The organism is Rhodococcus sp. IEGM 1306 (assembly GCF_036541985.1).
Classification (GTDB): Bacteria; Actinomycetota; Actinomycetes; order Mycobacteriales; family Mycobacteriaceae; genus Rhodococcus_F; species Rhodococcus_F qingshengii.
Genome location: NZ_JAZHFF010000021.1, coordinates 1 through 25,299 on the forward strand (window position 1 = coordinate 1; position 25,299 = coordinate 25,299).

Annotated in this window: 19 protein-coding genes; 17 read left to right on the forward strand and 2 right to left on the reverse strand. The window is 60.4% G+C overall.

Translation table 11 applies throughout. The annotated features are described in order from the left end of the window. Nucleotides 1-374: 374 nt before the first annotated feature. On the forward strand, nucleotides 375-632 hold the full coding sequence (locus tag V3587_RS29425) for a hypothetical protein (protein WP_007733695.1): 258 nt from the start codon (nucleotides 375-377) through the stop codon (nucleotides 630-632). A gap of 3,419 nt (nucleotides 633-4,051) precedes the next feature. On the opposite strand, the gene V3587_RS29430 is transcribed toward V3587_RS29425, so the two are convergent. Next, entirely contained in the window at nucleotides 4,052-5,299 is a 1,248-nt protein-coding gene (locus tag V3587_RS29430) for an IS256 family transposase (protein ID WP_030538129.1), read from the reverse strand. Nucleotides 5,300-6,359: 1,060 nt separating this feature from the next. Between V3587_RS29430 and V3587_RS29435 the strand changes: the two genes are divergently transcribed. From V3587_RS29435 to V3587_RS29470, 8 genes are all read left to right on the forward strand, one after another. Further along, on the forward strand, nucleotides 6,360-7,142 hold the full coding sequence (locus tag V3587_RS29435; protein WP_007733691.1) for a ParA family protein: 783 nt from the start codon (nucleotides 6,360-6,362) through the stop codon (nucleotides 7,140-7,142). Nucleotides 7,143-7,300: 158 nt separating this feature from the next. Further along, the gene (locus V3587_RS29440; RefSeq protein WP_007733689.1) at nucleotides 7,301-7,453 is read left to right on the forward strand and encodes a hypothetical protein; all 153 of its coding nucleotides are present in this window, start codon (nucleotides 7,301-7,303) and stop codon (nucleotides 7,451-7,453) included. A gap of 630 nt (nucleotides 7,454-8,083) precedes the next feature. Next, nucleotides 8,084-9,058, forward strand: a complete 975-nt coding sequence (locus V3587_RS29445) for a DUF2637 domain-containing protein (RefSeq protein ID WP_019749524.1) — start codon at nucleotides 8,084-8,086, stop codon at nucleotides 9,056-9,058. A 109-nt stretch (nucleotides 9,059-9,167) separates the two neighbouring features. Further along, nucleotides 9,168-9,794: a TetR family transcriptional regulator gene (locus V3587_RS29450; RefSeq protein WP_241896179.1), complete on the forward strand. Its 627-nt coding sequence runs from the start codon at nucleotides 9,168-9,170 to the stop codon at nucleotides 9,792-9,794. Between the two features lie 427 nt (nucleotides 9,795-10,221). Continuing rightward, a complete protein-coding gene (locus tag V3587_RS29455) occupies nucleotides 10,222-10,458 on the forward strand; it encodes a YlcI/YnfO family protein (protein ID WP_019749526.1) in 237 nt (78 codons plus the stop codon). Then, nucleotides 10,458-10,757 carry a type II toxin-antitoxin system PemK/MazF family toxin gene (locus V3587_RS29460; RefSeq protein ID WP_019749527.1) on the forward strand — a complete coding sequence of 100 codons (300 nt, stop codon included), beginning with the start codon at nucleotides 10,458-10,460 and terminating at the stop codon, nucleotides 10,755-10,757. The genes V3587_RS29455 and V3587_RS29460 overlap by 1 nt, the downstream gene beginning before the upstream one ends. A gap of 28 nt (nucleotides 10,758-10,785) precedes the next feature. Further along, the gene (locus tag V3587_RS29465; RefSeq protein ID WP_283377618.1) at nucleotides 10,786-12,636 is read left to right on the forward strand and encodes a hypothetical protein; all 1,851 of its coding nucleotides are present in this window, start codon (nucleotides 10,786-10,788) and stop codon (nucleotides 12,634-12,636) included. Next, on the forward strand, nucleotides 12,636-13,433 hold the full coding sequence (locus V3587_RS29470) for a hypothetical protein (RefSeq protein ID WP_283377617.1): 798 nt from the start codon (nucleotides 12,636-12,638) through the stop codon (nucleotides 13,431-13,433). The genes V3587_RS29465 and V3587_RS29470 overlap by 1 nt, the downstream gene beginning before the upstream one ends. A 129-nt stretch (nucleotides 13,434-13,562) precedes the next feature. Here the strand turns inward: V3587_RS29470 and V3587_RS29475 are convergent, their stop codons facing one another. After that, nucleotides 13,563-14,633 carry a PDDEXK nuclease domain-containing protein gene (locus V3587_RS29475; RefSeq protein WP_283377616.1) on the reverse strand — a complete coding sequence of 357 codons (1,071 nt, stop codon included), beginning with the start codon at nucleotides 14,631-14,633 and terminating at the stop codon, nucleotides 13,563-13,565. Between the two features lie 298 nt (nucleotides 14,634-14,931). Here V3587_RS29475 and V3587_RS29480 point away from each other — a divergent pair, with 298 nt between their 5' ends. The 8 genes from V3587_RS29480 to V3587_RS29515 all read left to right on the forward strand — a co-directional run bounded on the left by V3587_RS29480 (nucleotide 14,932) and on the right by V3587_RS29515 (nucleotide 24,161). Beyond that, nucleotides 14,932-16,884 (forward strand): cutinase family protein, encoded by a 1,953-nt coding sequence (locus V3587_RS29480; RefSeq protein ID WP_261779181.1) that lies wholly within the window; start codon nucleotides 14,932-14,934, stop codon nucleotides 16,882-16,884. A gap of 291 nt (nucleotides 16,885-17,175) precedes the next feature. Then, nucleotides 17,176-17,697, forward strand: a complete 522-nt coding sequence (locus V3587_RS29485; RefSeq protein WP_019749532.1) for a 2Fe-2S iron-sulfur cluster-binding protein — start codon at nucleotides 17,176-17,178, stop codon at nucleotides 17,695-17,697. Beyond that, entirely contained in the window at nucleotides 17,694-18,686 is a 993-nt protein-coding gene (locus V3587_RS29490; RefSeq protein ID WP_222671144.1) for an FAD binding domain-containing protein, read from the forward strand. The genes V3587_RS29485 and V3587_RS29490 overlap by 4 nt, the downstream gene beginning before the upstream one ends. Next, entirely contained in the window at nucleotides 18,686-20,806 is a 2,121-nt protein-coding gene (locus tag V3587_RS29495; protein WP_058036898.1) for a xanthine dehydrogenase family protein molybdopterin-binding subunit, read from the forward strand. Before V3587_RS29490 ends, V3587_RS29495 begins: the two co-directional genes overlap by 1 nt. Nucleotides 20,807-20,884: 78 nt before the next feature. Next, on the forward strand, nucleotides 20,885-21,898 hold the full coding sequence (locus V3587_RS29500) for an FUSC family protein (RefSeq protein ID WP_222671143.1): 1,014 nt from the start codon (nucleotides 20,885-20,887) through the stop codon (nucleotides 21,896-21,898). Nucleotides 21,899-21,949: 51 nt separating this feature from the next. Beyond that, nucleotides 21,950-23,452 carry a YhjD/YihY/BrkB family envelope integrity protein gene (locus V3587_RS29505; RefSeq protein ID WP_222671142.1) on the forward strand — a complete coding sequence of 501 codons (1,503 nt, stop codon included), beginning with the start codon at nucleotides 21,950-21,952 and terminating at the stop codon, nucleotides 23,450-23,452. Further along, nucleotides 23,449-23,694, forward strand: coding sequence for a DUF3618 domain-containing protein (locus tag V3587_RS29510; protein ID WP_222671141.1), 246 nt, complete (start codon nucleotides 23,449-23,451; stop codon nucleotides 23,692-23,694). Before V3587_RS29505 ends, V3587_RS29510 begins: the two co-directional genes overlap by 4 nt. Nucleotides 23,695-23,759: 65 nt before the next feature. Continuing rightward, the gene (locus V3587_RS29515) at nucleotides 23,760-24,161 is read left to right on the forward strand and encodes a low affinity iron permease family protein (RefSeq protein ID WP_019749538.1); all 402 of its coding nucleotides are present in this window, start codon (nucleotides 23,760-23,762) and stop codon (nucleotides 24,159-24,161) included. The last annotated feature ends 1,138 nt before the right edge of the window (nucleotides 24,162-25,299 follow it).

Below are 25,299 nucleotides of genomic sequence, written 5' to 3' on the forward strand. Positions count from 1 at the left end.
CCGGGGCGGCCGAGCCCGCAAGCACTGGATCGGAGGTTGCTTGAAACTCCCTCATCCACAGGAATTGACAATATCTCACCTCCCCGGCGTCTGACAGCATGAGAGCCAAGCATCTCCATCCGCTCCCGAAGAATCGAACCCGATTCCGACGCTAGACCCATCATCGAACCGCCGACCGCCAACGCACCCAAACCCCACCTTCAGCGAAGCCGCAGAGGTGGTCCGTCAAGCCCCTCCCTGGTCGGGCCGGCGGCGGTCTGTGAGGCGGGCCGCCGCAAAATCCCTCAGAACTCCATGGCAACATCAACCACACGCGACACACCGAACAAGCGCGCCTACCCGTATCAGTTACAGATTGGTTCTAGTCTTTCCTCATGGCACAGCACAACAAGGGACCTCGCGGACACATCGCGACTCGTGCTCCCCTCAAGCAGCACAAGGTGTACGAGGATCGGGCCGCCGAACTCGGAATCCCTGCTGGGGATTACTCCGTGCTCATACTGGCCATCACCCATGGACTGGACATACCGGACTACATCATCGACAAACTGCATCCGGACCAGCTGAGACTGCTTGAGGTCGAGGCCGCTGGATCACTGCGCCGCATCGAGCAGCTTGCGGTCGGCGCATGAACTACCCCTAGACAGCGAACAACCCCCAGGGCTTGGCGGCATCGGGGGCTGTCCGTTTATGCGGTTGTGAGAGCTTCCCAGCTCCCTGACCACCACTAACCCAGTGAAGGAAGAGGCGGTGACCACCACTACCTCGAAAGGAAGAGGCGGTGCTTACTCGATGATATCGCAGAAACGCAATTCCGCCATACTCGCGGACGTATTCGCGGTGTCATTTTTGGCACGTCCAGATCACATTTCGGCTTTCGCGGCGCTCGGATCACACTTCTGCGTCCCGAATGTCCCATCCGAGCAAGCCAGCACCGTACCCACAGTGGTACCGATGTGCGGCCGCCGGATCGAACAGACCTTCCGAACAACCGCGGCCGTGACGCGCGTACAGCGGATCCGCAGACAGGGAGGCCGCCCCTAGCCGACAACGAACGAAGTGCCCGATACCTAACTAAACAGCGCAGACCTCTTGAAAAGCACAAAGGCCCCCGAAGGGGGTGATTGGGAGCGGACCGCATCGCGGCGAAATAAGGACTGGCAGGTCCTTGACGTCGACTGAGAACTGGCAGGTTCTCCGACATCTGTTCTCGAACATTCTCGAGAGGTGAGCTTCGAAAGTTAGCGCTTTCTCTGCTCGTACTGCATCCCCCTGGAAGGGACTTACCTATGGCAGGTATGTCTCAGGGTAGCGCATACCCTGAATACAGCCCAACTCATTCCATATCACCAACCTTCGGCGTGTCGCGCATCGGCACCCAATCCGCTGTTCCTCAATCGACAGAAGTCGACGAATGGCAAGCGGCAGTCGATGATGCTCTCTCACGTATCGCGCGCCTCGAATCCGCTACACGGCAACTCAACGAGTCCACTTACCAGCGTGGACGCTCTTGGTCCCTACCTGTCGAACCAACGGAACAAGCACGCGTTCCAGTGTGGACATCACGCAGGGAATGGCTCCGCCAATTCCGGCATCACACCACCAGCCCGGCCGGCAAGGCGTTGTGCGCGCGCAACCTGATCAAGCCCGACAAGGCTTACGCAGTGGCACAAGCTCACGCACATTTCGCCGAATCCCACACCGGCCGCGGGGTCTCCGCAGCGAAATCAACGATCGCTGCCCGGGCCAAAGTCAGCGAATCCTCTGTCAATCGCGCCAGGCGAGTGCTCATCGCGCTGGGAATGGGCATCGAACACGTCCGGGGACGGAACCTCAAAACCCTGGAATTTCTGGCTGCTGAAGCCCATCACGGGGGTCAACAGCACCGCGCTGCATCGACATGGTCACTGTCATCCCCTCGAACAATCGTGGCAACGACACCTCACCGCAAACTCGCCAAGACGCGACCGTCTCGCGCCTCTGAAAGAGCAACCCGCCACAGAGCTCACAACTCTCTGAGGCCCGACGTCAATCGCGTCTATCAGCCCCACAGCAGTCGACCAGGGCCGATAGGAACTGACACCCTATCTAGTGTTGGTTTTTTATCTTTTGAAGTTCTTCCGTTAGGAAGAACTCACCAACGCGCGCACGCGCGAGCCCAGCTCACAACAAAAAAACGAAGCACTTCTCGGATCACACCGCGGCCTCTGGCACTTCAGAGGACTGCAGCCGAACTCGTCAATCATGCGCCGGCTCTCAGACCGACCGGACATATCGGGGCGATCTGTGATCTTCTCCGCGATGTCAAGATCGATACGACGCGATGGACAGGACGTGACATCGCACAGACGCTTTCCCGAGACACAGCAGACCGGGGGTGGATCTGGCCAACAAGATCAAGCCTGGTCTCACCGTTGGCATACCTCAGACGCAGGCTCGATGGGATCGACTGGACCGGAGAATCGCCCAGTGAACAGCGTAAATCGGCCGACCTGGCGCGAAAGAAGGAACAAGAATTACTTGAAAGCTCACATGTTCAACGTACGAAAATGGCAGCGAACCCGGAGCACCGCGCCAAGATCCTAGCCAGCATTCGGGCACACCTGACATGCAAGCAGCAGCATTGAGGCTTTACTGGCCCCAATCCGGCCAAGCAATACACGTCCGAAAAACACGCCTCACGATGATCGACAAGCGTTGCCGAGAAGTGTGGCGATCCGTGGCACAGCACCCTGATCGCCACAGGTGTAAATACTCATGGCGACGTTGATCGGGACACAAAGAACCCGGAGGACAATGTTTTGATCTAATACGCGGAGCTCCACAGCCATTTTCGGAGAACTGACCCCGCCCGAGCCAGTCAATGGCGGGCTGGCGGTCCGCTTCTCTGCGCTTGAAGAACGTCGCGCTGGTACGGGTTCAACATCCGAGAGGGGTTGAAACGACAGCCGTTTCCTCCAATGCAGACGCGCCCGTAGGTATTCGGATCGTCTATCGGTCTATCCCTCCGAGACATGTACCTGACTGAGCATCTTTATTTGCGCAGGTAAACGGCTTTTTGTGCAGAGGAGCATGGTGCGATCACTGCGTGTGACGCATGCTTTGCGAGGCATCCTGGTCGCGCATGCCATACATGCAATGCGTGCGTTGCAAGGCATGCATTGCATGTATGGCAGCGCTGTTGCGTGAAACGGTGGGCCACCTTGCGTCGTTCGTAGCCGTCGGCACGGCAGCGCCGGCATCGTGCACGGGATACTTGTGGACGGGAAGCTGTCTCCATCCCCTCCCCCGCTCGGTCGAGAAGTGCGTGTGTTTCGGCGTTGCGATTCATGCGTCGCTGTATTCGAAATGTGCCCACCCACCCGAAAGTTCTGCTCGCAAAGCGGCGAAATCAAGCCTGACGGAACTGATTCTTCCCACCCCGTCCCCAAGCCTAATTGCGTCACTGTGACGTAAAGTTAGTGCCTGCTCGGACTCGCTTCGGTCATTCCGTCGCGGCCGAACTTCGACTGATCCGGATCTCCACACGTCCCTTCCCTTACACGTCCGGGTTCACACCGCGACCGACCTTTCGCGCAGAATTTTCGTTTCACCGCGGGCCCCCGCTGTGTCCTGAGATGATTCCGCAATGTTGTTCGTGGGTTAGATGAGCACCCCGACTGGCAGTCAGTCGGCTGTATCTCTCAATAGAATTGGAACCCCCTCCCCTCGGTCAGTGCGGTTGTTCGTCCCACGCATGTCTCAGTTTTTTCACCATCCGTGCGGTTCACGTGAGTCCTTCCTTCTGCCCTGGATGTTCGGACCCCGATGGAATGAAATATGTTCTGGCCTTCAAAGGGGTACAGGGTTCTATTGAAGTGCCCCCGGTGCGAACATCAGAAAGTTTCTGAAGCGGCAGGCTGTCTTGCCCGCCTCGTTGAGGTTGGCGCGTTCCTTCCATCCCCGCAAGGGCGGTGCATTGGCGGATGGCTGGGCAGGACCGCTCGCGACGGTTGAGCAATTTGTGGTCAAGTCCCTGGGAGTGGTGTAGCCCTGCGTGACCCTGTCGGGTTCAGGCGGTGAGTGCGGGAATGTCCTCCTTGTCGATGTCGGCGTCGTTGGTTGCGACGATGGTCAGGCGGGACTTGGCGAGGATTTCGAGGCCGAGATAGCGGCGTCCTTCGGCCCATTCGTCGGTCTGCTCGGCAAGGACTGCGCCGACGAGGCGGATGATCGCGTCGCGGTTGGGGAAGATCCCGACGGAGTCTGTGCGGCGGCGGATCTCGCGATTGAGGCGCTCGTTGGGATTGTTCGACCAGATCTGCTGCCAGAGTCCCTCGGGGAAAGTCGTGAACGCGAGGATGTCGTCACGGGCGGCTGTGAGGTGCTCCGCGACGGCTGGCAGTTTGTCGTCGACGTAGTCGACGAGCCGGTCGAACTGGGCGGCCACCGCTGGTGCGTCGGGCTGGTCGTAGACGCTGTGGAGCATCGCCTTGACCGCCGGCCACATCGACTTCGGGGTCACGCTCATGAGGTTCGCCGCGTAGTGGGTGCGGCACCGTTGCCAGGCGGCGCCGGGCAGGTTTGCAGTGATCGCGTCCTTGAGTCCGGCGTGCGCGTCGCTGGTGACGAGTCGGACGCCGGCCAAACCGCGGGCCACGAGGTCGGCGAAGAACGTGTTCCACGCAGCCCCGGTCTCCGACGTGGCGACCTGCACTCCGAGGACTTCACGTCGTCCGTCGGCGTTGACACCGGTCGCGATCAGAACGACCGAGGCGACGACCCGGCCGCCTTCGCGGACCTTCATCGTGAGCGCGTCAGCAGCGACGAAGGTGAACGGGCCGGCGTCGCCGAGAGGCCGGTGACGGAACTCCGCAACCAACTGGTCGAGGTCGGTGGCCATCCGTGAGACCTGCGACTTCGACAGGCTGTTGATGCCCAATGTCTTGACGAGCTTGTCCATCCGGCGGGTGCTCACGCCGGCGAGGTAGCAATCGGCCACGACGGTGATCAGCGCGGTCTCAGCCCGTTTGCGACGCTCGAGCAGCCATTCCGGAAAGTAGGACCCCGCCCTGAGTTTGGGGACGGCGACGTCGATCGTGCCGACTCGGGTATCCAGGGGTCGATGCCGGTATCCGTTGCGCTGGGCCGTCCGATCAGGTGACGGGCGGCCGTACTCGGCACCGACAACAGCATCGGCATCAGCCGACAGAAGCGCGTTGATCATCGTCTGCAACAGGCTGCGCATCAGATCTGGCGAGGCATCGGCCAGAGCGTCGCCAAGCAGAGCTGCAGGGTCGACAATGTGTGGAGCGGTCATCGTTGTGTCCTCTTCAAGGTGGTTGTGAGAGATCTCTTGAAGAATCACGCGGTGGCCGCGTCCACGTCCAGCATCGGGACGATCTCGGCGACCGCGCTACACCACTATCCGGGACTCAACTCAATTTGTTCTGTGCGCACAGCGGAGATTGCTGAACCCTATATTTCCGCCTTTAGTCAGTTGGCTGCCCAATAGCGTCGCTTCGACTTCCTTGACAATCTGATCGAGACGGACTGTCACACGTTTCGATTCATGTCTGGAACGCCTCGCTATCGGGTGATCGTGGCAGCCAAGCTGCTCTTGGTCGGTCGACCTTTTGCAACGGTGTGTGACACTCACGGCAGATGTTTTTCGATTCGTTCGATGGCAATGAGTGCATTGACCTGCTATTTTGCGCGTCCACGCATGCGTGGTCGGCATGCATTGCATGCAGAACTGAAAGATGTGCGGTGCATGCAATGCATGTCCTGCTAGCAGCGCATGGCATGCGTGCAATCCTTGCATACCGCGTCATGCATGCTCTGCGTGCGCTGCGAGCGTTGTATGGTGTGCATGCAGAGCACCGCGTGCGTGCGGAGGTAGCACCGCTAGCTGTGCGTGCGGAGCACGCCATGCGTTGTATGTGCGCAGTGCTTGGCTAGCGAGGAACGCATTGTGTGCAAAGCATGCGGGGTTTGCTAGCGAGGCATGGATAGCGTGTCGCGCATGACGTGCACGGGTTGCGGTGAACGCGTGACGAGCATTGCACGCGTCGAACGCAAGGGTTGCACTTGATGCGACTCGTGCATGACACGCGCAGAGTGCGAGGCTTGTACGTCACGCATGACATGCGTGTTATGCTACGCGCGCACGTAGTGCACAGTGTGCGTGTGTAGCGAGTGAAGCAGACTTAGCGCGCAATGCATGCAGTGCTTGGATTGCCCGTCACGCACAGTCTGCATGCAGCCCACGTACAGCGTGGATTGCGCACACAGCACGCAATGCACATATTGCATGCAGCGCGTTGTTTACACGCAATGCACGCCTCGCAAATGTCAACGCCCTCGATGAAAGGTCCGCAATGCAGCCACGCAAAATCGCACTCGGCAACCAGAAGGGTGGCGTAGGCAAGACGGCCTCCACTCTCGGGCTTGCCAGCGCCATCACCGCGGTCGGCGGAAAAGTACTTGTCGTCGACATGGACCAACAGGGCAATACGACCGGCGGCCTCGGCGTCACTCTCGAAGAGGGCATGATGACGGCCTACCACCTCATGAACCAGACCAGAGAAGGCATTGCAGCCGAGGCGATCATTGCCACCCCATGGGATGGCGTCGACCTCATTCCCGCAGACGAAGAGCTCGGCAAAATCGAGTCGGATGGGTCGAATGACCTGGTGTTTCGCCTAGACGTTGCGTTCGAAGGGCTCGACCTTTCTCCTTATGACGCCGTGCTTTTCGACTGCCCTCCCAATATGGGCAAGGTGCTGTTCGCGGTTCTTATTGCAGCAGATGGCGTTGTCGCCATCACTGAACCCACAATCGACAGTGTCGGTGGCGTTCAGAAGCTCGAAGAGACAATCGACACCGTTCGTAAACGGGCGAATCCGAAGCTGGAATTCGACAAGATCGTGATCAGTCGTAAACGGTCTACCGGCGAACATGAGTTCAGAGAGAGCGAGCTACGGGAAACCTACGGCTCACTCGTCGCCAAGACATCGATCCCGGAACTCGCGGCCCGCCAGGACGCGCACTCGAATCGCACTCCGATTCACCAGTTCAAGGGTGGGAAAGCATTGACGCTGCAACTTGCCTACAGTGACTTGCTCGCTGAGTTGCCCATCGTGATCGGAGCCCCGGCATGAGCGTGAAGCGGGAACCTGCCATTCGTAAGACACATCCGGCTGAACTCATCCCGGAACGTCCGCCCAGGGGAGACGCGACCCCCGCGGCACCTGCAGCTACGCCACCAACGCCTTCAGCGGATCTCAGTGCCCGCAAAGATGAGGAGGAGAAGCTGTCGATGACCCACAACACGCGCATCAAACCTTCGACGAAGGATCGCCTTCGGCGTGGCGTCGACAAATTGCGGTACGAGACTGGCGATCGCGAAATCAGCGAGGCATCGATGACCGAGGCTGCGCTGGACGAATACTTGAAGGCCAGGGGACTATAAAAGATTCGCGTGCATGGCATGCACTGCGTGCACGCATGATGGATTGTCTTAATTCTTGATTGTGGAGTTCGGCCCCCGGGCGAGGGCATCTTGTGTTTCGGCTGGAAGACCTAATTAGAGGCGCATGGCACGACAGCCGAGTAGGCACATGTGGGGGACATTCCAAGGACCTCGATATTGAGAACGGTTCTCGGGTGCGGGCGGGAGGCGAACCGCCGGGGCGGGAAGTCCTTGCTGCGCGCGCAATGCCATGTCCCTCTCATCTGCTGACTGTCCGTTCTGTAGAACTTGGAAGGCTTGGCAGCGCAAAGCCTGGAGCAAATTGCGTGAACAATCCGTTGCAGTCACGCAATTCTCACGCAAAATTGCAGACCACCCCACGTCACTCTGAGATCAACAGGCACGCAGCTGGAACGACATCCCCGACGTGCTTTGAGTGCGACGCAAAAAACATCAGTCGACTCTCGGATATGTCCGCTAGAAATCGCTGTCGACCCTCACCGCACGCAAAACGGACGAAACGCAGGAGTACGACCAGAAGAAATCTTCCGAAACCAGGAGGAGTCCCGCCGGCGGCAACCAGCGGGACTCCAGACCGAGAACACCCCTTTTAGGAAGGAAAACCCGATCATGGGTGATTTTAGTCTGCGCGCAGCGCGGATCCAGCTTGGAGCACTGATCGCCGCACTTCTCATCGCGATTTTGATCGCAATCGGGATCACCGCAGGCGCATTTGTCCTCTCCTTCGCGGTCCAACGGGACCTCGCGCGCCAAGGAACTATCCCCGAAAACCTCGCATGGATCTTTCCCGTCATCGTTGACAGTGCAATCTTCGGTTCCACCGTCGCCATCGTCATTCTGAGCAAACTGAAGATGCATCGACGCGACAAGTACTTCTACGTTGCTGTTGCTGTTGCGGTGGTCGCGATCAGCATCCTCGGGAACGCCTACCATGCGTTCCACTCCGCAACAGTTGCGCAACAGGCCGTTGCGGCAGGTCAGAGCATCGGCTACACGCCTCTCGACCCGGCCGTTGCTGCCATGATCGCGGTCATTCCGCCGGTGCTCGTACTCGCCTTCACGCACGGTCTGGGAATCCTGATCAAAGCAACGGGTATTGCATATTCCGACTACAAGATCGAGATCGACAATGCTGCCGCAGGTGTGGGTACGGTTGGTACGCAAAGCGTCGTCATGCGCAACGAAACAGCCGTAGGAGCCCAGCCTTCTTTAGGCGTCGTAGAAACGCATGACGCGCCGGAAAGCGCTCCGCGCCCGAGCCCCTCCGAACAAACGGGGTCTTCAGTGGACCCGGAGCCGTCGAACGCAGAGGCGGTGGCGCACGCCGAACTCGAATGGTTCATTGCCACATCGGACCTGCCCGACGCTGTCAAGGACACCGCACGACGCAAGCTTGCAGACCCGACTCTCACCTGGGAGCTGATCGCCCAGACGTCCAACCCTCCGGTTGCAACATCGACCTCGTGGCGCCGATACGAAAAGTTCGATACCGCGGCCCGAGCAGCTGGCTTCGACAATCCGCCGCTCATCGACATGCGAGCCTCCGATGTTCACTTCACCGACCAACTCGTCACTACAACGTGAGTAGCGCCGCAACCTGCCAACGCCAAGGTTCCCGAGCGCCAGGAATTGCATCATCATGGAGGGATTGACCACAGCAGAGTGCCCACAGACTGCAGGTAAGGAACCCGCATTGACCGACCCAGACGACCGACACCACTTGATCGTTCCGCCCGAACCGCGCCAGCGACCCCGACAACAGCGAGCGCACGAGACGAAGGCCAAGATCCTCAAGGCAGCTGCACGCTCATTCTCGATCGATGGGTACGCCGCTACCTCCATGAACGACATCGTTGCGGAGGCTGCCTCCACGAAAGGAGCCGTGTACTTCCACTTCGACTCCAAGGAAACGATCGCGCGAGAACTCATCAACCACTGGTTGACCGCGCTCGGCGGAACCCGGCAATCAACCGACGAATCAGCAATACCAGCGATCGAGAAGTTGGCTGTATTCTTCAACGGTTCAGCGGCGCTTATAGCCGACGATGCCCTGGCCCGAGCCGGCCTCAGGCTCACCATGGAAGCAGGTCTCGATACCGCCCAACCCGCGTTCCGTGAGTGGGTGGAACTCGTCAGCCGATTCGTCGATACTGCGATCGCAGACGGACAGCTTCCCGCCTCTGCCGCCCAGCGCCTGGCCGCGAATCTGTGCGCGGGATTTATCGGCGCAGTTCAAGTCATACAGGTGCTCGGCGACTCTGGAGATTTCACTTCACGCATTGACGACTTAGTGAACGCGTATTTGATTTCAGATGCGTAGTCCGCGCGCTGGCGAGGTCGTGAGTAGGGGAGAGGAACTGGACTCCTCGCGGTGACGTCGCCAACCGTGTGCACGGTGTACTGCTAATTCCTCGACGGTAGCGAGGCAGTTGCGTCGTCGAGAGGAGTGACAAAGTGCCTGACATCGAGAGCCGAATCCCCGGAGTGCTTTGTCTCATAGCGAATATTTCAGCGATCCGAGCCGTACCGATGTGGAGACGTCACCAGCGATGGGACCGTCACTGAGACTGAAGAACACCAGATAGAGATCGACCGATGAAGACAGCGGAAACCGTGTGCGTGGCAAGGTGTGCCGCGTCGGGCCGCTGAGTACTTCATCGGCCCTTGCCTCCCGTTGAAATGATCGGTTGCAGAACTCGCACGCGATGGTGGTACCAAATCGAATCCCACTTCGGTACCATCAGTATATGAGCACGCAGATCGCGGTACGACTACCGGACGAGATCGTGGAATTTCTCGACGACGAAGTCAGGGAACATCGCGCCGCCTCGCGAGCCTCTCTAGTGTTGCGCGCTCTCGAACGGGAGCGTCGCCGTCAGATAGCTGCACGAGACGCGGAGATCCTCTCGGCCGCAACATCCGAACATGATCTGAGCCCCCTCGCTCACCACGCTGTGAATCGACTGCCAACAGGCTCGACCTGATGCGACCAATTCATGAAGCCAACCTCGACTCAGTTCGGCCGGTCCTCGTACTCACCCGAGAGATGGTCCGTCCACACCTCGGGACCGTCACGGTAGCGCCCATCACCGGCGAGATCCGAGGACTGTCCACTGAGGTGTCCGTCAGCGCCGCTAACGGACTATCCGCCGACGCCGTGGTCAGTTGCGACCACATCACGACCATTCCCGTCAGTGCACTCGGCAACATCATCGGTTATCTTCTTCCAGCGCAAGAGGAATCACTGTCCATAGCCGTGCGCGCCGCCTTCGATCTCGAATGATGACGACAGTGAACGGAAAGGATGAAACATGGCGCTGAAGAAAGGGGAGCAGTTCACGCTATTCGAGCTCGAGCCACCCGAATCCGCTACTCGTCCGGACGAAGTTCCCGAACCCGATCAGCCTTCTCTGTTCGACGTTGACGACACCGCTTGTCTCGAAACGGATTCCGGGGTTGCGGAGCACCCCCGGACCGACGACATCGTCGCCCCTCCGGATGAGCGCTCCAACGAAATGGAAACGGAACCCACCCAGGCGTCAGAACTCGACGCAACTGAACCGGCCGCCCTTCCTCCCGCCAGCGAGGCAGCAGACGGCCACGCCGTCATTGTCACAGCAGCCGGCACCTACACACCATCCGGCCACACACTCACCGGCCCAGTCGATTCCATCGAAAAACTCGACAAACTCATCAGATGGGCAACGCTCACCCCGCTGGGCGCACCGGCACAGATCTGGATAGTCGGAATCGAAGCCTGCGAAATGCTCGGATGGATCATCGACCCAGGCAGCGAAGACGATGTCGACGACATGGAAATCCTCCGCACCCGCGCTGCCGAAGAACTCACCGCGATCCTCCACGCCACGCTGACCCCCATGCTGACCGCAGGATGGGAACTCCGCGGAGAACCCGGCCACGTCGTTCACCTCTCCCGCACCACCGGGAACTTCACATCCATGGTCGACATTTTCATCGAACCCTACGTGTGGACCTACTGGAACAAAGACTTCGGATGGGGCAATCGCGTGGGGGACATGGGGATCCTCGGATCACCGGCCGCCGGAACCTACCTCCCCGACGACGACCTCCCCGCTGCCCGCGAACTGGGACGCCGACTCGCCTGGTGCGCACAACACCTCGGCGTGCTACCCGGCCCCACCCCCGCACGCACCGGCGCCGCCATCGTCGACAAGATCAAACGCGACCGCACCCGCAGCGGTAAAGGAATCGTCGTCACTGTCGGTGGACCGGTCCCACCGCTGGACGGCGAACCCCGCGGAGATCTCGAACCTGCCGCCGGATGGACCCGCATCCCGGACCTCGAAGAACTTTCCGACGCAACACAACTGGTATCGATAGACCAACGAGCTGCGTACCTCGCTTCCGCTGGCATGCTCGAATTCGGCTACGGAAAACCTCGACATCTTCGCGGCGAGAACGCGCTCGACGCTGCGCGGCAATCGAAAACCCCGTTCGGACTCTGGCGTGTAACCCTCCCACCGGGTGACATGCTGGCGCTCCCACCCGCTCTACCGTTGCCTCACCCACACATGCTCGCCGACCAACCTGTGCAGACCTGGATCACCACCGTCAGCCTCGACGCACTGCAAACCTCCATCGCCGATGGCGGAATCGGCGCAGAACTCGACGACCTCGACATCGCAGAAGCCTGGGTCTACCCCGAACAGGGTCGAGCCCTCGACAAGTGGGCGAAAATCTTGCGAGAAGCCCGCAAAGTTGCCGTCGACACAGGCGACACAGCAATGAAACGGTTCATCGGCGCCTGCTACAAGGGTTACATCGGCCGAATGGTCAACCCCGACATGTGGACCGCCAAACAAATGCAACACCACCACCAACCGCTCTGGCGAGCAGCGATCATCGCACACTGCCGCTGGCGAGGCCGCCGCGTCGCGATGCGCATCGCACGCGAAACCGGGCGTTGGCCACTGCGCACCGTCACCGACTCCTGGGTCTACCCCCTGCCCCCGGGCATCGACATCGCAGACAACAGTGACGCACTCGGGAAAATGACTCTGGAAAAGAGCGCCCCGCTCACCGAAAACATAACCGTCATGCTGACCGACGCCCGCGACACCCACGAGATCAACCTCGCACTCAAAGCTGCGTTCACCGACGAAGATGAAGGAAACATATAGTGGCCCTGCATCTTCCGAAACCGCGATCAACCAAACCCGCACAAAAGACCGTCGGCTTGGACGGACTCAACGTATCCGTCTCGACAGCAGCGACCAGCGGTGTCGAAAAATCGAAATCGGTCAAAAGTGGGGGATTAGCCGGACTCACCAGCAAAGTCTCCGTACGCCAGATCCGTACCGAAATCGGCAAAGAAGGCCTACGGCAAGCAGCTGTCGACGCCGGAAGAAAGCCCCCCTCGGACCGAACACTGCGCCGCTGGGCGCAGCAAGGACGAATCCCGCACCCCGACGTCACCGAACGCGCCAGGCGGCGAGCCGCCATCGAACGCCTCGGCGGAATCGACGCTGTCGCAAAGAAAATCGGCCGTTCACGATCAGCGGTCTCTCGCTACCGTTCCGGCGAAACGAACGAACTGCGCGCTGACGCGAAAAAGAAACTCAAAAACGTCAAAGCACGCGACATCATGGACCGCGCCGGCGTCCTACGACCCGACGGACAACCCAAAAAGGCCACCATCCGAGTCCGCGGGGGAGTGTCCGTCCGCAACGGTTCCGAAGAAGGCTACGACTACCGAGTGCGTACCCTCGACTTCGCGAACTCCGACAGCCCCTTCAGTCTCGACGAAACACGCGAACTCGCCATGGCTTTGGCCAACGACGATCATGCCCGGGTGGTTGCCATCCTCGAACGTCACGCCACGATGGATTACCCGGAAAACAAGGGATTCGACCAGTACGGCGACACTTTCGGATTTCACTTCGATTCCATCGAATCCGTCCACATCGACTGGACATAGAACTCCCCCTGCTCCTCGACGCACCGGGCGGGACCAGGCATCGCGTTCGCAGACCCTCGTGCGAAACACCGGTAGCGATCTCGGCACCAGAGGATATGTCGGCCAGGTTCGAAAATCGAATGGCGCCTCTCAGCCGGAGTTGTCAGGTTTGACGGGCAGTTGGGAGTCGAGTTCGGAGACAGTGGCTTCCACAGCTGCCGCGATCTCGTCGTCGGTAGGAACGAGATCGCGAACCTGGGAGGGGAGAGTCTCATAGGTGTAGTCGGCTACGGCGAGGGGTGCAGTTGTCCCGGCAAGTGAATACCGGACGACGTTGTCGTTGCGGCCGGCGCAGAGCAAGATTCCCACAGTCGGGGCGTGGATGTCCTTGTTGCGGAGGTTGTCGTCGATCCACGAAACATAGAAGCCGAGCTTCCCGACATACTCCGGCTCAAACCTGCCTACCTTCAACTCGACGACGACGAACCTCGCTTGCACCCAGTTGAAGAACAGCAAGTCGATATAGAAATCCTGATCACCGACCCCAAAATGGTACTGACGTCCAACAAAAGCGAACCCGTGTCCCAGTTCGAGGAGGAACTGCTCCAGCCGACGCATCAGCGCGGACTCCAGCTCCCGCTCCGCGACACGTTCGGTGATGTCGAGAAAATCGAAGACGTACGGGTCACGCACCAATTGCTGAGCGAGATCGGAATCCTCAGCCGGAAGATGGTCCTGAAAATTCGACGGTGCCGCACCGATCCTGCGCCGTAAACCGCTGTTGATCTGATTTTGCAGCACATTGCGCGACCACCCGTGTTCAGCAGCCGTTGATGCATACCAGTCGCGGTCGGACTGGTTATCCAGCTTGTCGAGCAATACCGTCACATGACCCCACGGCAATTGGCCAACAGGTTGTTGGCCAATTGCATCGCGCCCCCAGATGCTCGCCATCTGCCGCATGTACTTCAGATTGGTCCGCGACAACCCACGCATGTCGGGAAAGGCCGATCGAAGATCGACGGCGAGCCTGTCGATCACCTTTGAACCCCAGCCCTCGGCCTCTTGACGCTGCACAATCGCGTGCCCTATATCCCAATACAGACTGAGCAGTTCGGTGTTGACGATTCGGGTGGCGCGAACTCGCGCTTGCCGAACTTGCGACTTGAGATGGTCGAGAAGCTGGGCGTAGTCGGCGGGCAGTTCGGCTGGAGCATTCACCCATCCATCTTTACCCAGCGCTGCTGGGAACGCCCACCGGACATGCCCCCACTGGACACCTCAGCCCGCAGGAACGGCGACTCGGGCGTGCGCGCTAGACGCAGGATCACCCGGCCCTCGCACAGCTCAGTTCTTCACAGGGCGCATTGATCGGAGTGAATACGTCCAGCACCATAGCGGCCCTCACCTGAAATCGGGCGCGTCAGGCCTGTCCGCGCGCGGACAGGTACATCGTGTTTGCTGGTAGAGAAAGGTTCTCATGCCGTTCCTAGGTTCGACCATCCGCCGTCCGGTATGCATGCTGATGACGGCAACAGTCGTCGCAGCCTCCATCGCTTTGATGTCGCCGGGCATTGCGTCCGCCCAATCAAACGGATGCTCGAAGACTTTCAACCTGTTCATCCCCGGAACCTGGGAAACCGCAGAAGACGCCGATCCCTCGATCGCGGTCGGTATGCTCAAACCGATCGCCCACAGCATCGCGGACACGAACGGTAGCGCGGCACAGGTCCACACTCTGCCGTACATGGCCCGAGCCTTCGACAACGGAAAAACCTACGCAGACAGCAAATCTGATGGTTTGACGAGGGCGAAGGACGTGATCGCCGAGATCGCAACGAAATGCTCCGACACCAAATTCACCATCACCGGCTATTCCCAGGGCGCGGACATCGCAGGTGATCTTGCCTCTGAAATCGGCAACGGCTCCGGCCCCCTCAAGGCAGAGCAAGTCCTCGCGGTCGGGCTTCTCGCCGATCCCGGTTCCGGAACGAACGGCGAAGCAGTCATCGGCCCGAAGCCGTCAGGAAAGGGGATCGCCGATCCGCGGCCGCAGGGCATGGGGAAGCTCTCGGGCCGGGTCGCGTCGATCTGCGATCCGAAAGACCTCTACTGCTCGATCCAAAAAGGTTCGAGCCCGCTGCTCGGATCGCTGGGTTCAGTGCTCACCAAAGCTCCGAGTGCTGGAGTTGACGGCCAGGTAGGCGACAATTCACACCTGGCCACCGCGCTGGCGTCGGATTTCTCCCAAGCCGACCTTCCCAGCCTCGCCACAGCCACTGGCAATCTGACCAGTGAACTCTCGAAGACGGACGGCACAGTCGACCTCGAGAAGGTCGCCTCCAGCGCGAGAACGCTGGCGAACACCATCAGTCCGCTCGCGGAACTACTCGGCTCCGGTGCCGCCAATCCTGCGGCGAACGGGCAGCTCGCTGCAGCTCCCGCCGGAACAGCCGAAAATAATGCCGGCCACGTTCTAGACAAGGCCGGAGAATCTGATCTCAGCAGTGCGCTCTCGACAGTGACCGCGATCGCCGACACCGCGAGCACGCTCGCCAGCAAGGGCTCCACGACGCTGCCAGCTTCATCTCCGGACCTGACCTCCCTGTCGACCGCTGCTGGCACCCTCGACCGCCAGATCGCCCCACTCGCCACGACACCGAGTGACGTCCTCGGATCTGCCTCCGGAGTCCTCTCCTTACTCAAACCCACAGTGGTCGTCAACCAAGTCCTGGGCGTCGCCACCGGCTTCACCTCCCTGGATATGCCTGCGATCCTGGCGAACCTGAACCTTCTTCCGCAGAAGGTCGCAGCGCTCGACGCCCACGGTGCCCACAAGGTCGCAGGGGATCTGAACAACCAGTTCTCCCCATTGGTGAAGATGGCCGCCGGCGTCGATCTGAAATGGGTCTCACAGGTCCTGTCGGCAATCCCGGATCCGTCCGGCTACTCACAGGTCGCCGCGCTCGTCGCGTCGATCCTGGGAGGAGTCGACATCATCAACCTGGCAAACCTCGTCGGCCGTGTGCAGGAAACCGCTTGGGCCGCAGTCGAGAAGCTGCTCCCACCGCCAGGACAGCTCCCCGACCCGCTCGGGGCCGGAGCCACCATGACCGGCCTCGTCCCAGTCGGACTCGAACTCGCCACGGTCGCGGTCAACATGCTCGCCGGCAAAGCTACGAAGACTGATCCGACATTGCTCGGCAAGCAGGCCTCGACGGCCGCGACCACCGATTCCGCTCAGACACAGAATCTGGAACTCTCAGCACTGGCTAATTCGTTGACCGCCATGGCCAGTGCACAAGGCGCCAACGACCTTGCATCCTTAACAGGGGAGGGGCTCGACGCAGCGTCCTTCTTCGCCTCCGGGGCACACCAGAACTACAACTCTCTCGTCGTCGACAACGCTGGCCGCAACGCGATCCAGTGGATCTCGGACTGGCTCAATCTGCAGATCGGACGCGCAGCATGAGCCGGTAACCCGCCCTCACTCCGACATTTCGAAGAAAAAAATCTAACGATCGACCCCTCCTGGAGGGGCGGGGCGGGCCCGCGTGGCCAGTCCCCACCGCCGATCGAACCCACCTCCCCAATATGACGAAGTAGCACATGTCCCAGATGGGGGAGATCGCGATACTGCCGAAGCGGGTGAGGTGTAGCGGCGGTGTGTACGAGTGCGATCTAGTCGCGATCTTGCAAACGCCGCCTCGTCAGATCGTGACGCTACCCGTTTGAGTAATCCGGAGCTGGGTAGGTGCTCGTCATGGAGTCTTCGCGAATCGATGCCGAGATCACGTTGATGGTAGACGGCAGCAGCCACACCCTGACGGTCGACACTCGAACCACGCTGCTCGACGCGCTGCGGGATCGCCTCGGCGTGACGTCCCCGAAGAAGGGTTGTGACCACGGGCAGTGCGGATCGTGCACGATCCTCCTCGACGGGCGGCGCGCCGTTACGTGTTTGACGTTCGCCGTGGCACAGGACGGCGCACAGATCACCACGGCAAACGGTTTGGCGGGCCACGACGGTCTGCATGCCGTACAACAAGCCTTTCTCGACCAGGATGCGCTCCAGTGCGGGTACTGCACCCCGGGACAGGTGTGCTCGGCAGTGGGGATGCTCGACGAGGTGAAGGCCGGGCACCCCAGTCATGTCACGGAGGACCTCGATGCTGACCCGGATCTGGACGACGCCGAGATTCGAGAACGCATGAGCGGGAATCTCTGTCGCTGTGCTGCGTACGGCAACATCGTCGCAGCGATTCGACAGGTAGTGCAGTCGTGATGCCGTTCGAGTACCGACGCGCCGAGGATGTCGACGGCGCGTTGGCCCTGGTGACTGAAAACCCCGGCGCCGCCTTTCTCGGAGGCGGTACGAATCTGGTCGACCGTATGAAACTCGGCGTGACCAACCCGCGCATGGTGATCGATGTAAGTCGGCTGCCCCTCGCCGGAGTGGAGATGCTTCCGGATGGAGGAGTCCGCATCGGCGCGACAGTTCGAAACAGCGATCTCGCAGCCCACCCCGTCATCCGCCGCCGATACGCGGTGCTTGCTCGCGCTCTCCTGGCCGGAGCTTCAGGGCAGCTTCGTAATGCCGCGACAACAGCCGGCAATCTGATGCAAGCTACCCGCTGCGTCTACTTCCAGGACGTGACAACTCCGTGCAACAAGCGGGAACCCGGATCTGGTTGCTCCGCCGTCGGCGGCCACGTGCGCTACCACGCAATCCTGGGGGCTTCCGACAAATGCATCGCCGTGCACCCGTCCGACATGGCGGTCGCGCTGGCTGCGTTGGACGCCGTGGTCGTCGTAAGGGACCGCCGTGGCGAGCACAACATTCCTGTCAACGAATTCTACCGTCTCCCTGGAGATTCACCGGAACATGACACAGTTCTGAAACCCGACCAGTTGATCGTTGCAGTGGAGCTGCCCGTGCCTGCACCGGCGGCGCTGTCGACGTACGTCAAGACACGCGATCGCGCCTCCTTCGCTTTCGCTCTGGTTTCGGTTGCCGCTGAGATCGAACTCGAAAACGGTACTGTCGCGGGCGCCCGAATCGCCATCGGAGGCGTGGCGCACCGCCCCTGGCGCGCGTACAAGGCGGAAGAGGTCTTGCTGGGATCCCCGCCTACCGAGGAAGTGTTCGTGCAAGCCGCAGATGCCGAGTTGGCGAACGCGAACCCACAGTCGGGCAATGCTTTCAAGATTCCCCTGACACGCGGCGTCATGGTTTCGGTGCTGAGGTCACTCACCACCGGAGGGCCGACGTGATGAGGATGATCGAACCGGGCTACCTGGGAAATCCGATGGAGCGTCTCGACGGGTCCGCGAAGGTCACGGGGACGGCGCTCTACGCGTTCGAACATCCCGTGGAGAATCCCACCTACCTGCACGCCGTCCAGGCGACGGTTGCGCGTGGCCGCGTCGTCAGCATGAAAACGGAACTGGCAGAGGCACTTCAGGGTGTCGTCGCCGTGATCACCGTTTTCGATGCCCCACGCTTGGCGGATACCGAAGACCGAGAGCTGTCCGTACTCCAGGACCCAGCCGTCCACTTTCGCGGACAATTCATCGGTGCTGTGATTGCCGAAACACCCGAGACAGCCCGTCATGCAGCCGGGTTGGTACAAGTCGAGTACGACGAACTCCCTCATGATTGTGAGCTACGAGCCGATCGCGACGACCTCTACGCCCCGGAGGACGTCAACGGATTCGCGACCGACACGACCGACGGCGATGTCGAGTCGGCATTCGTGGCTGCGGATGTGACGATAGATCAGACCTACACCACTCCACTCGAACACAACAATCCGATGGAACCGCACGCCTGCATTGCAATCTGGGAGGACGACGCCGAGGGTGGGCGGGCGTGCGTCACCCTGTACGACTCTACTCAGGGCGTTCATGTCGTTCGCGAGACCCTGGCGCCCATGTTCGGGCTCGAACTCGAGCAGATGCGAGTCGTGGCGCCACATGTCGGCGGAGGGTTCGGTTCGAAGGGATCACCTCACGCGCACAACGTATTAGCGATTCTTGCTGCCCGCAGGACGGCGGGGCGACCTGTCAAGTTCGCGCTCACGCGGCAGCAGATGTTCGCGATCGTCGGATACCGCACATCCACCATTCAGCACCTGCGCCTCGGTGCGAACTCCCACGGTCTTCTGACGGCGATGTCCCACGACGTAATCGAGCAAACGTCGAAGATCAAGGAATACGCGGAACAGACTGCTGTTGCCACCCGGATCATGTACGCCACACCTAATCGCTCTACCTCGCACCGGGTTGCAGCCCTCGATGTTGCAGTCCCGTTCTGGATGCGTGCCCCCGGCGAGACTCCGGGTATGTATGCGGTCGAGGTAGCGATGGACGAGCTTGCCGTAGCTTGTGGCCTCGACCCGATCGAACTTCGTGTTCGGAACGAACCCGAAGTGGATCCGGAGAGCGGAAAACCTTGGTCAGGGCGGAATTTGATCGACTGCATGTACGCAGGCGCGGAGAGATTCGGGTGGAAAGATCGGAGTCGGCGTGATGGACGACGTCCGGTGCGTGGTGGTCTCAGTCCGGACGGCAACTGGATGGTGGGTACCGGCATGGCAGCGGCAACCTATCCGGCAATGACGAACCCCGGTTCGAAAGCGCGCATCGTCTTCGGAGCCGATCGAATTTACACTGTTCAGATCGGGGCGGCCGACATTGGCACGGGAACCTGGACCGCTCTGACTCAGATCGCCGCCGATGCTCTCGAATGCCACATAGAGGAAGTTCGGCTCCAAATCGGCGACACCACATTCCCTTTCGCCACAGTTGCCGGTGGCTCCGCCGGTATCTCGTCGTGGGGCTCTACTATCGTCGCGGCTGCCCGTCAGTTCCGCGCGGAACACAGCGCCACTCCCCTTGCCGGCGTGGAGACGACAACTGAGACGCCGGAGAATCCGGACGAGGACGTTTACTCCATGCATTCATTCGGTGCTCATTTCGTGGAAGCGCGCGTACATCGCGAGACCGGCGAGATCAGGATCCCCCGGATGCTCGGTGCATTCTCGATCGGACGCGCAATCAATGCAAAAACGCTTCGCTCACAGCTCATCGGAGGAATGACGATGGGATTGTCGATGGCGTTGCACGAGGAAAGCTTCCGGGACAACAGGTTCGGCCACGTGATGACTCACGACTTGGCGAGCTACCACATCAGCACAAACGCGGATGTGCAAGACATCGAAGCCTTCTGGCTCGACGAGACTGACGCACACGTCAACCCGATGGGATCGCGGGGCGCCGGCGAGATCGGGATCGTCGGGGCAGCAGCCGCTGTTGTCAATGCTATCTACGATGCTACCGGTGTGCGGGTACGCGACTTGCCGGTAACAGCGGACAAGGTCCTGTTCAGATGAGTCTTGGGACGACCGTAGAAGGTTAAGGAGCAAGCAATTCTCGAGCATCCCCTCATTCAGCGATGTGAAAGCATAGGCTTGATCACAGCTCTGAAAGGCGCAGTCGCCGTAGTCATCGCGTGGGTGATCGCGAACAGCGTCTTTCATAGCCCTGAAGCATTTCTCGCTCCGTACGCTGCACTCTTCATCATCGGGAACACCGTGCGGAACTCGATGCGGGTGGCCGCCCGCCAGGTCAGTGTGGTCGTCCTCGGAGTTGTTGTGGCCGCCGTCGCGGCGGTGACCCTTCCGACCGTCGCTGCATTGGCCATCGCAACGGGTGCAGGAATACTCGTCGGCCGCATTCCGCGGTTGTCGCCTGACGGGATTTGGGTCGCCGTCACCGCCGTATTGGTCCTTCTGTACGGAACAGCAACCAACCCGTACTTGGTGATGCACCGCATTGGTGACGTAGTGCTCGGAGTATTCGTGGGCATCGCGGTCAATGCCGTGTTGGTGCCGCCGGACTATCTCTCCGACGCCAGAGACCTCTTGGTGGCACGTACGCATGAAGTCGCGGACATTCTCCGACAGATGGCCGCGGACGTGAAAGCCAGTGCTGGAACACAGGGTTCATGGCGTCAACGCGCTCTGTCGGTGAACAAATCCGTTGCCGCGGAGACCGCGGTGATGGACGGTGAAGCCAGCCTGGTCGGAAACTTTCGCAAACGTGGGTGGTTGCGTATAGGAGGATCCGAGTTGTTTCGCCCGGCCGCCGAAGCACTCGATCGAGCAGCGCTACCTCTCATGGGCCTGATCCTTGCCGTCGAGGACGGCGATTTCAACGAGAACGGGAGTTTGCAAAGTGCCGTCTCGGAGTTGCTCGAAGCGATGGCCATAGCCTTTGCCGATGCGGGAAGAGGTCCGGTGCACGACCCTACCGACCATCGTTCCGTCACGACCTTGCCCCTTGCCCGTGAAAGATTGACCGCACTCGAAAAGCTCGTGCAGCAGGGAACAGTCACAACGTCCGTCGCACCTTCGATAGTTCTCTCCAGCCGTGGGTTACTTGCGGCGCTCGCTGTCCTCGATCGAGAGGAGTACGGAAGCTAGGGGAGTCTCGACCGAGTTTCGACACCCGGCTCACTGGGTAGCAACTCGGGCATGGTGACACACACGGTTGATGCGGACGACGCGCGTAAGCCTTCCGATCCGACCGACCTGACGGCGCAGTCGTGGAAGTTCGTAGCACGACGTTCTGCCCGAGAGTTCACTCGCGATCAGTGCACCGATCTGGCGGCGGCTTTGACGTACTACGCTGTGCTGTCACTGTTCCCGGCGCTTCTGGCGCTGGTGTCCCTGCTGGGAGTTGTCGGCCAGGGGCGTGCCAGTGTGGACACGGTGATGGAACTGGTAGCCGCTGTCGGACCGGACTCGGCCGTGGACACGATGCGTGGCACCGTCGAACAACTGGTGGCGGCCCCTACCGCCGGTTTCGCATTGATCATCGGTCTCGCGGGTGCGTTGTGGTCGGCCTCCGGCTATGTCGGCGCATTCGGGCGAGCGATGAATCGTATGTACGAGGTGGAGGAAGGCAGGCCGGTCTGGAAACTTCGTCCTCTGCAACTGGTCGTCACCCTCGCAGGACTTCTGTTGGTTGCCGCGGTGATCTTGATGCTGGTCGTCAGCGGACCTGTCGCCAAGGCGCTAGGTGATCAGCTCGGCATCGGAGACGGCACGGTGACGACGTGGAATATTGCGAAGTGGCCCGTCATTCTGATCTGTGTCGCGTTGGCGGTGGCGGTGCTGTATTACGTGACTCCCAATGTGCAACAGCCGAAATTTCGTTGGATCAGCGTCGGAGCAGCACTCGCTATTGCAGTGTGGATCGTGGCCTCAGTCGGATTCGCTTTCTATGTAAGTCATTTCGGTAGTTACAACAAGACGTACGGATCGTTGGCCGGGGCGGTCATCTTCCTCCTATGGTTGTGGATCACCAATCTTGCGTTGTTGTTCGGAGCAGAAGTTGACGCGGAACTCGAACGCGGCCGGCAGTTACAGGCCGGAATCGAAGCCGAAGAATTCCTGCGGCTGCCTCCTCGGGACACCAGCGTTTCGGAAAAGAACGCTCGTCTGCACGCACACGATATCGCCGCCGGTCGCGAACTTCGCGAAACGCACGGCGGCGAAGACAACGAAGGGACGTCGACCATGACCGAGCGATCCGATAGCCGGGCAACCGTTCCGAGCACCGCGCCGCCGAAAACTGTCGACACAGAGGGCGTAGACCCGCACGCACTGTCGACCGTACAACTCGTCGAGCGCCTCACCGAGCAGGTGTCCGACCTCGTACGGGCCGAAATGTCGCACGCAGTAGCCGAAGTCAAGACGAAGAGCACCCGGTTCGGTGTAGGGGTCGGTATCTCCGGCGCACTGCTGCTGCTGTACGGCGTCGCGGTACTTCTGGCGGCAGCAGTACTCGGATTGGCCACAACCCTCGAACCTTGGCTTGCAGCTCTGATCGTCGCGGCAATCGTGATCGCCATCGGAACAATAACCGCACTCGTGGGAGCCAAACGAGCGAAGTCCGCGGCGCCACCACTTCCGGAAGAGACCGTCGAAAGCGTCAAAGCTGACATCGCTACTGCAAAGAAGGGCGTGAAATGAGCACTACCGCAGACGGACCCGACGACAATGTTCGAGCCCAACGTGACGCTCTAGCCGCAACCGTAGGCGCACTCGCCGAAAAGGCGAACGTACCGGCCCGCGTTAAGGGTGAGGTGTCGCGTGACGTGGAACGGGTAAAGCAGCGGCCTGCAGCCGTCGCGGCGGCGCTCGGTCTCTTAGTGGTGTTCGTACTTGTCCTCCGCCGCAGCAAGCAGCGTTCCCGCCTCACCAAGCACAACTAGCGAGCGCCGTCGACGTTTGCGGCAACGATCGGCACAATGTTTCGGATTCGAATGAGGTTCTAACGATGAAGCCCCCTGCAGTTCTCCCATCCGAAGTTTCGACGAACATCTCCGTCTTCGATAGGTTCGCGACCTACGTCAGTGCACGCACCTCGCAGGCATGGTTCTTCGTAGTGTGCGTGGTGATAGTGGTGCTCTGGGCGCCGTCGTTCTTCCTTCTCGGCACCATCGACACCTGGCAACTGATCATCAACACCGTCACCACTATCGTCACGTTCCTCTTGGTGGCCTTGTTGCAGAACACACAGAAGCGATCCGACGACGCCGTACAGCACAAGTTGAACGCCATCGCCGACGGCCTGGCCGATCTGATGAAACAACTCGCCCAGCAGCACCCCGAACTCGATAAAGATCTGCGCGAACTGCGACTCGCTGTCGGACTGGAAGACCACGAGAGCGCTTCCTGAACGGAAGGAGTACTCATCATCCACAAACGAGTCCTGCGATCTCGACTCTCGGCCTACTGGCCTGGCACGCTGGGATCGGACACAGACCGTCTGGTTCGGCGATATCGCTGAATTTGCTGCCCTCCATGTAGCGACCCAGAGGGCAGCCCCTGGCTTGCCAGGAGGCTCGGTGGTCGAGCGCAGACAATATGTTCTCATCGTCCGAAGGACTCGGACGCAATGCAATAGGAGCTGCAGTCTCACAGGCACGGGTTTGCGCCGCCAGTGCCTATCGTCGGGGCGATCATCACGATTGGGAACACGAGGCACGATGCCCCCATCGCGGCATCGAAAGCTTGTGCGGTCGTGCACCGCGAGGGACCTGGTCATATTTCTGGGTAGCTACGTTCTGACGACGCAAGCTGACAGACACATGCCGTCGTGCATTCGTGCAAATACCAAGTAGCCCAGTTGTAGCGGCCTTTTGCATGGAGAAACTCGGTGAGGCCAACCACTGGTGTGCAGACGGCATCGGGCCAACGCTCATCCTTTGTGCCCACGGCAATGCGCGTAGTGCGACACGCGTCCCAGGCGTTGTTCGTCCTGAATCCGCTGGTTGCACCGCCGTGTCCTGCCGCTTAAGCCTTCCCCGGCGCCGTCGAGCAGTGAACTGATCGCTGATCAGGTCCTTCACCGAACTACGGGACCTCAAGCGGCCGACCCGCTCGGCGTTCTCGGTCAGTCCGCTCTCTCGCGCACGAGACATGAGCGTTGTCGGAACGATCTTCGCGTGTATCAGGCGCGGCACGTTTCTCGAGTATGTGATCTGGGTAACAAGCGGGGGGTGATGGAGGAGATTGCGATGGATGTTGTGGTGTGGACGGAATCCGAAGAACGGGAGAGGTGGTGGCGCGAAATTGTCGGAACTTCAACCATCCGGAACCACTGTGTGCCGCCGGATGGCGGAGAGCTGCCGCGTCCCAACCTCTCGACGACATCGAAAAGGAGCGAGTCGGTTGCTACCCATCTTCGTGCAGTAGCCGCGGCTTGACTGTCAGTTCTGGATCGAAGGGGTGGAGATAGGGCCTTGACCCCGCGGGTTGGACACGCTTGATCCTGGTCTCAGACCAGGGAAAGCGAGAAGATCTAACCCGATGGC

Coding starts and splice junctions, on each gene's coding strand:
- V3587_RS29425 (WP_007733695.1), top strand. CDS start 375: ATGGCACAGCACAACAAGGGACCTCGCGGACACATCGCGACTCGTGCT.
- V3587_RS29430 (WP_030538129.1), bottom strand. CDS start 5,299: ATGACCGCTCCACACATTGTCGACCCTGCAGCTCTGCTTGGCGACGCT.
- V3587_RS29435 (WP_007733691.1), top strand. CDS start 6,360: ATGCAGCCACGCAAAATCGCACTCGGCAACCAGAAGGGTGGCGTAGGC.
- V3587_RS29440 (WP_007733689.1), top strand. CDS start 7,301: ATGACCCACAACACGCGCATCAAACCTTCGACGAAGGATCGCCTTCGG.
- V3587_RS29445 (WP_019749524.1), top strand. CDS start 8,084: ATGGGTGATTTTAGTCTGCGCGCAGCGCGGATCCAGCTTGGAGCACTG.
- V3587_RS29455 (WP_019749526.1), top strand. CDS start 10,222: ATGAGCACGCAGATCGCGGTACGACTACCGGACGAGATCGTGGAATTT.
- V3587_RS29460 (WP_019749527.1), top strand. CDS start 10,458: ATGCGACCAATTCATGAAGCCAACCTCGACTCAGTTCGGCCGGTCCTC.
- V3587_RS29465 (WP_283377618.1), top strand. CDS start 10,786: ATGGCGCTGAAGAAAGGGGAGCAGTTCACGCTATTCGAGCTCGAGCCA.
- V3587_RS29480 (WP_261779181.1), top strand. CDS start 14,932: ATGCTGATGACGGCAACAGTCGTCGCAGCCTCCATCGCTTTGATGTCG.
- V3587_RS29485 (WP_019749532.1), top strand. CDS start 17,176: ATGGAGTCTTCGCGAATCGATGCCGAGATCACGTTGATGGTAGACGGC.
- V3587_RS29495 (WP_058036898.1), top strand. CDS start 18,686: ATGAGGATGATCGAACCGGGCTACCTGGGAAATCCGATGGAGCGTCTC.
- V3587_RS29505 (WP_222671142.1), top strand. CDS start 21,950: ATGGTGACACACACGGTTGATGCGGACGACGCGCGTAAGCCTTCCGAT.
- V3587_RS29510 (WP_222671141.1), top strand. CDS start 23,449: ATGAGCACTACCGCAGACGGACCCGACGACAATGTTCGAGCCCAACGT.
- V3587_RS29515 (WP_019749538.1), top strand. CDS start 23,760: ATGAAGCCCCCTGCAGTTCTCCCATCCGAAGTTTCGACGAACATCTCC.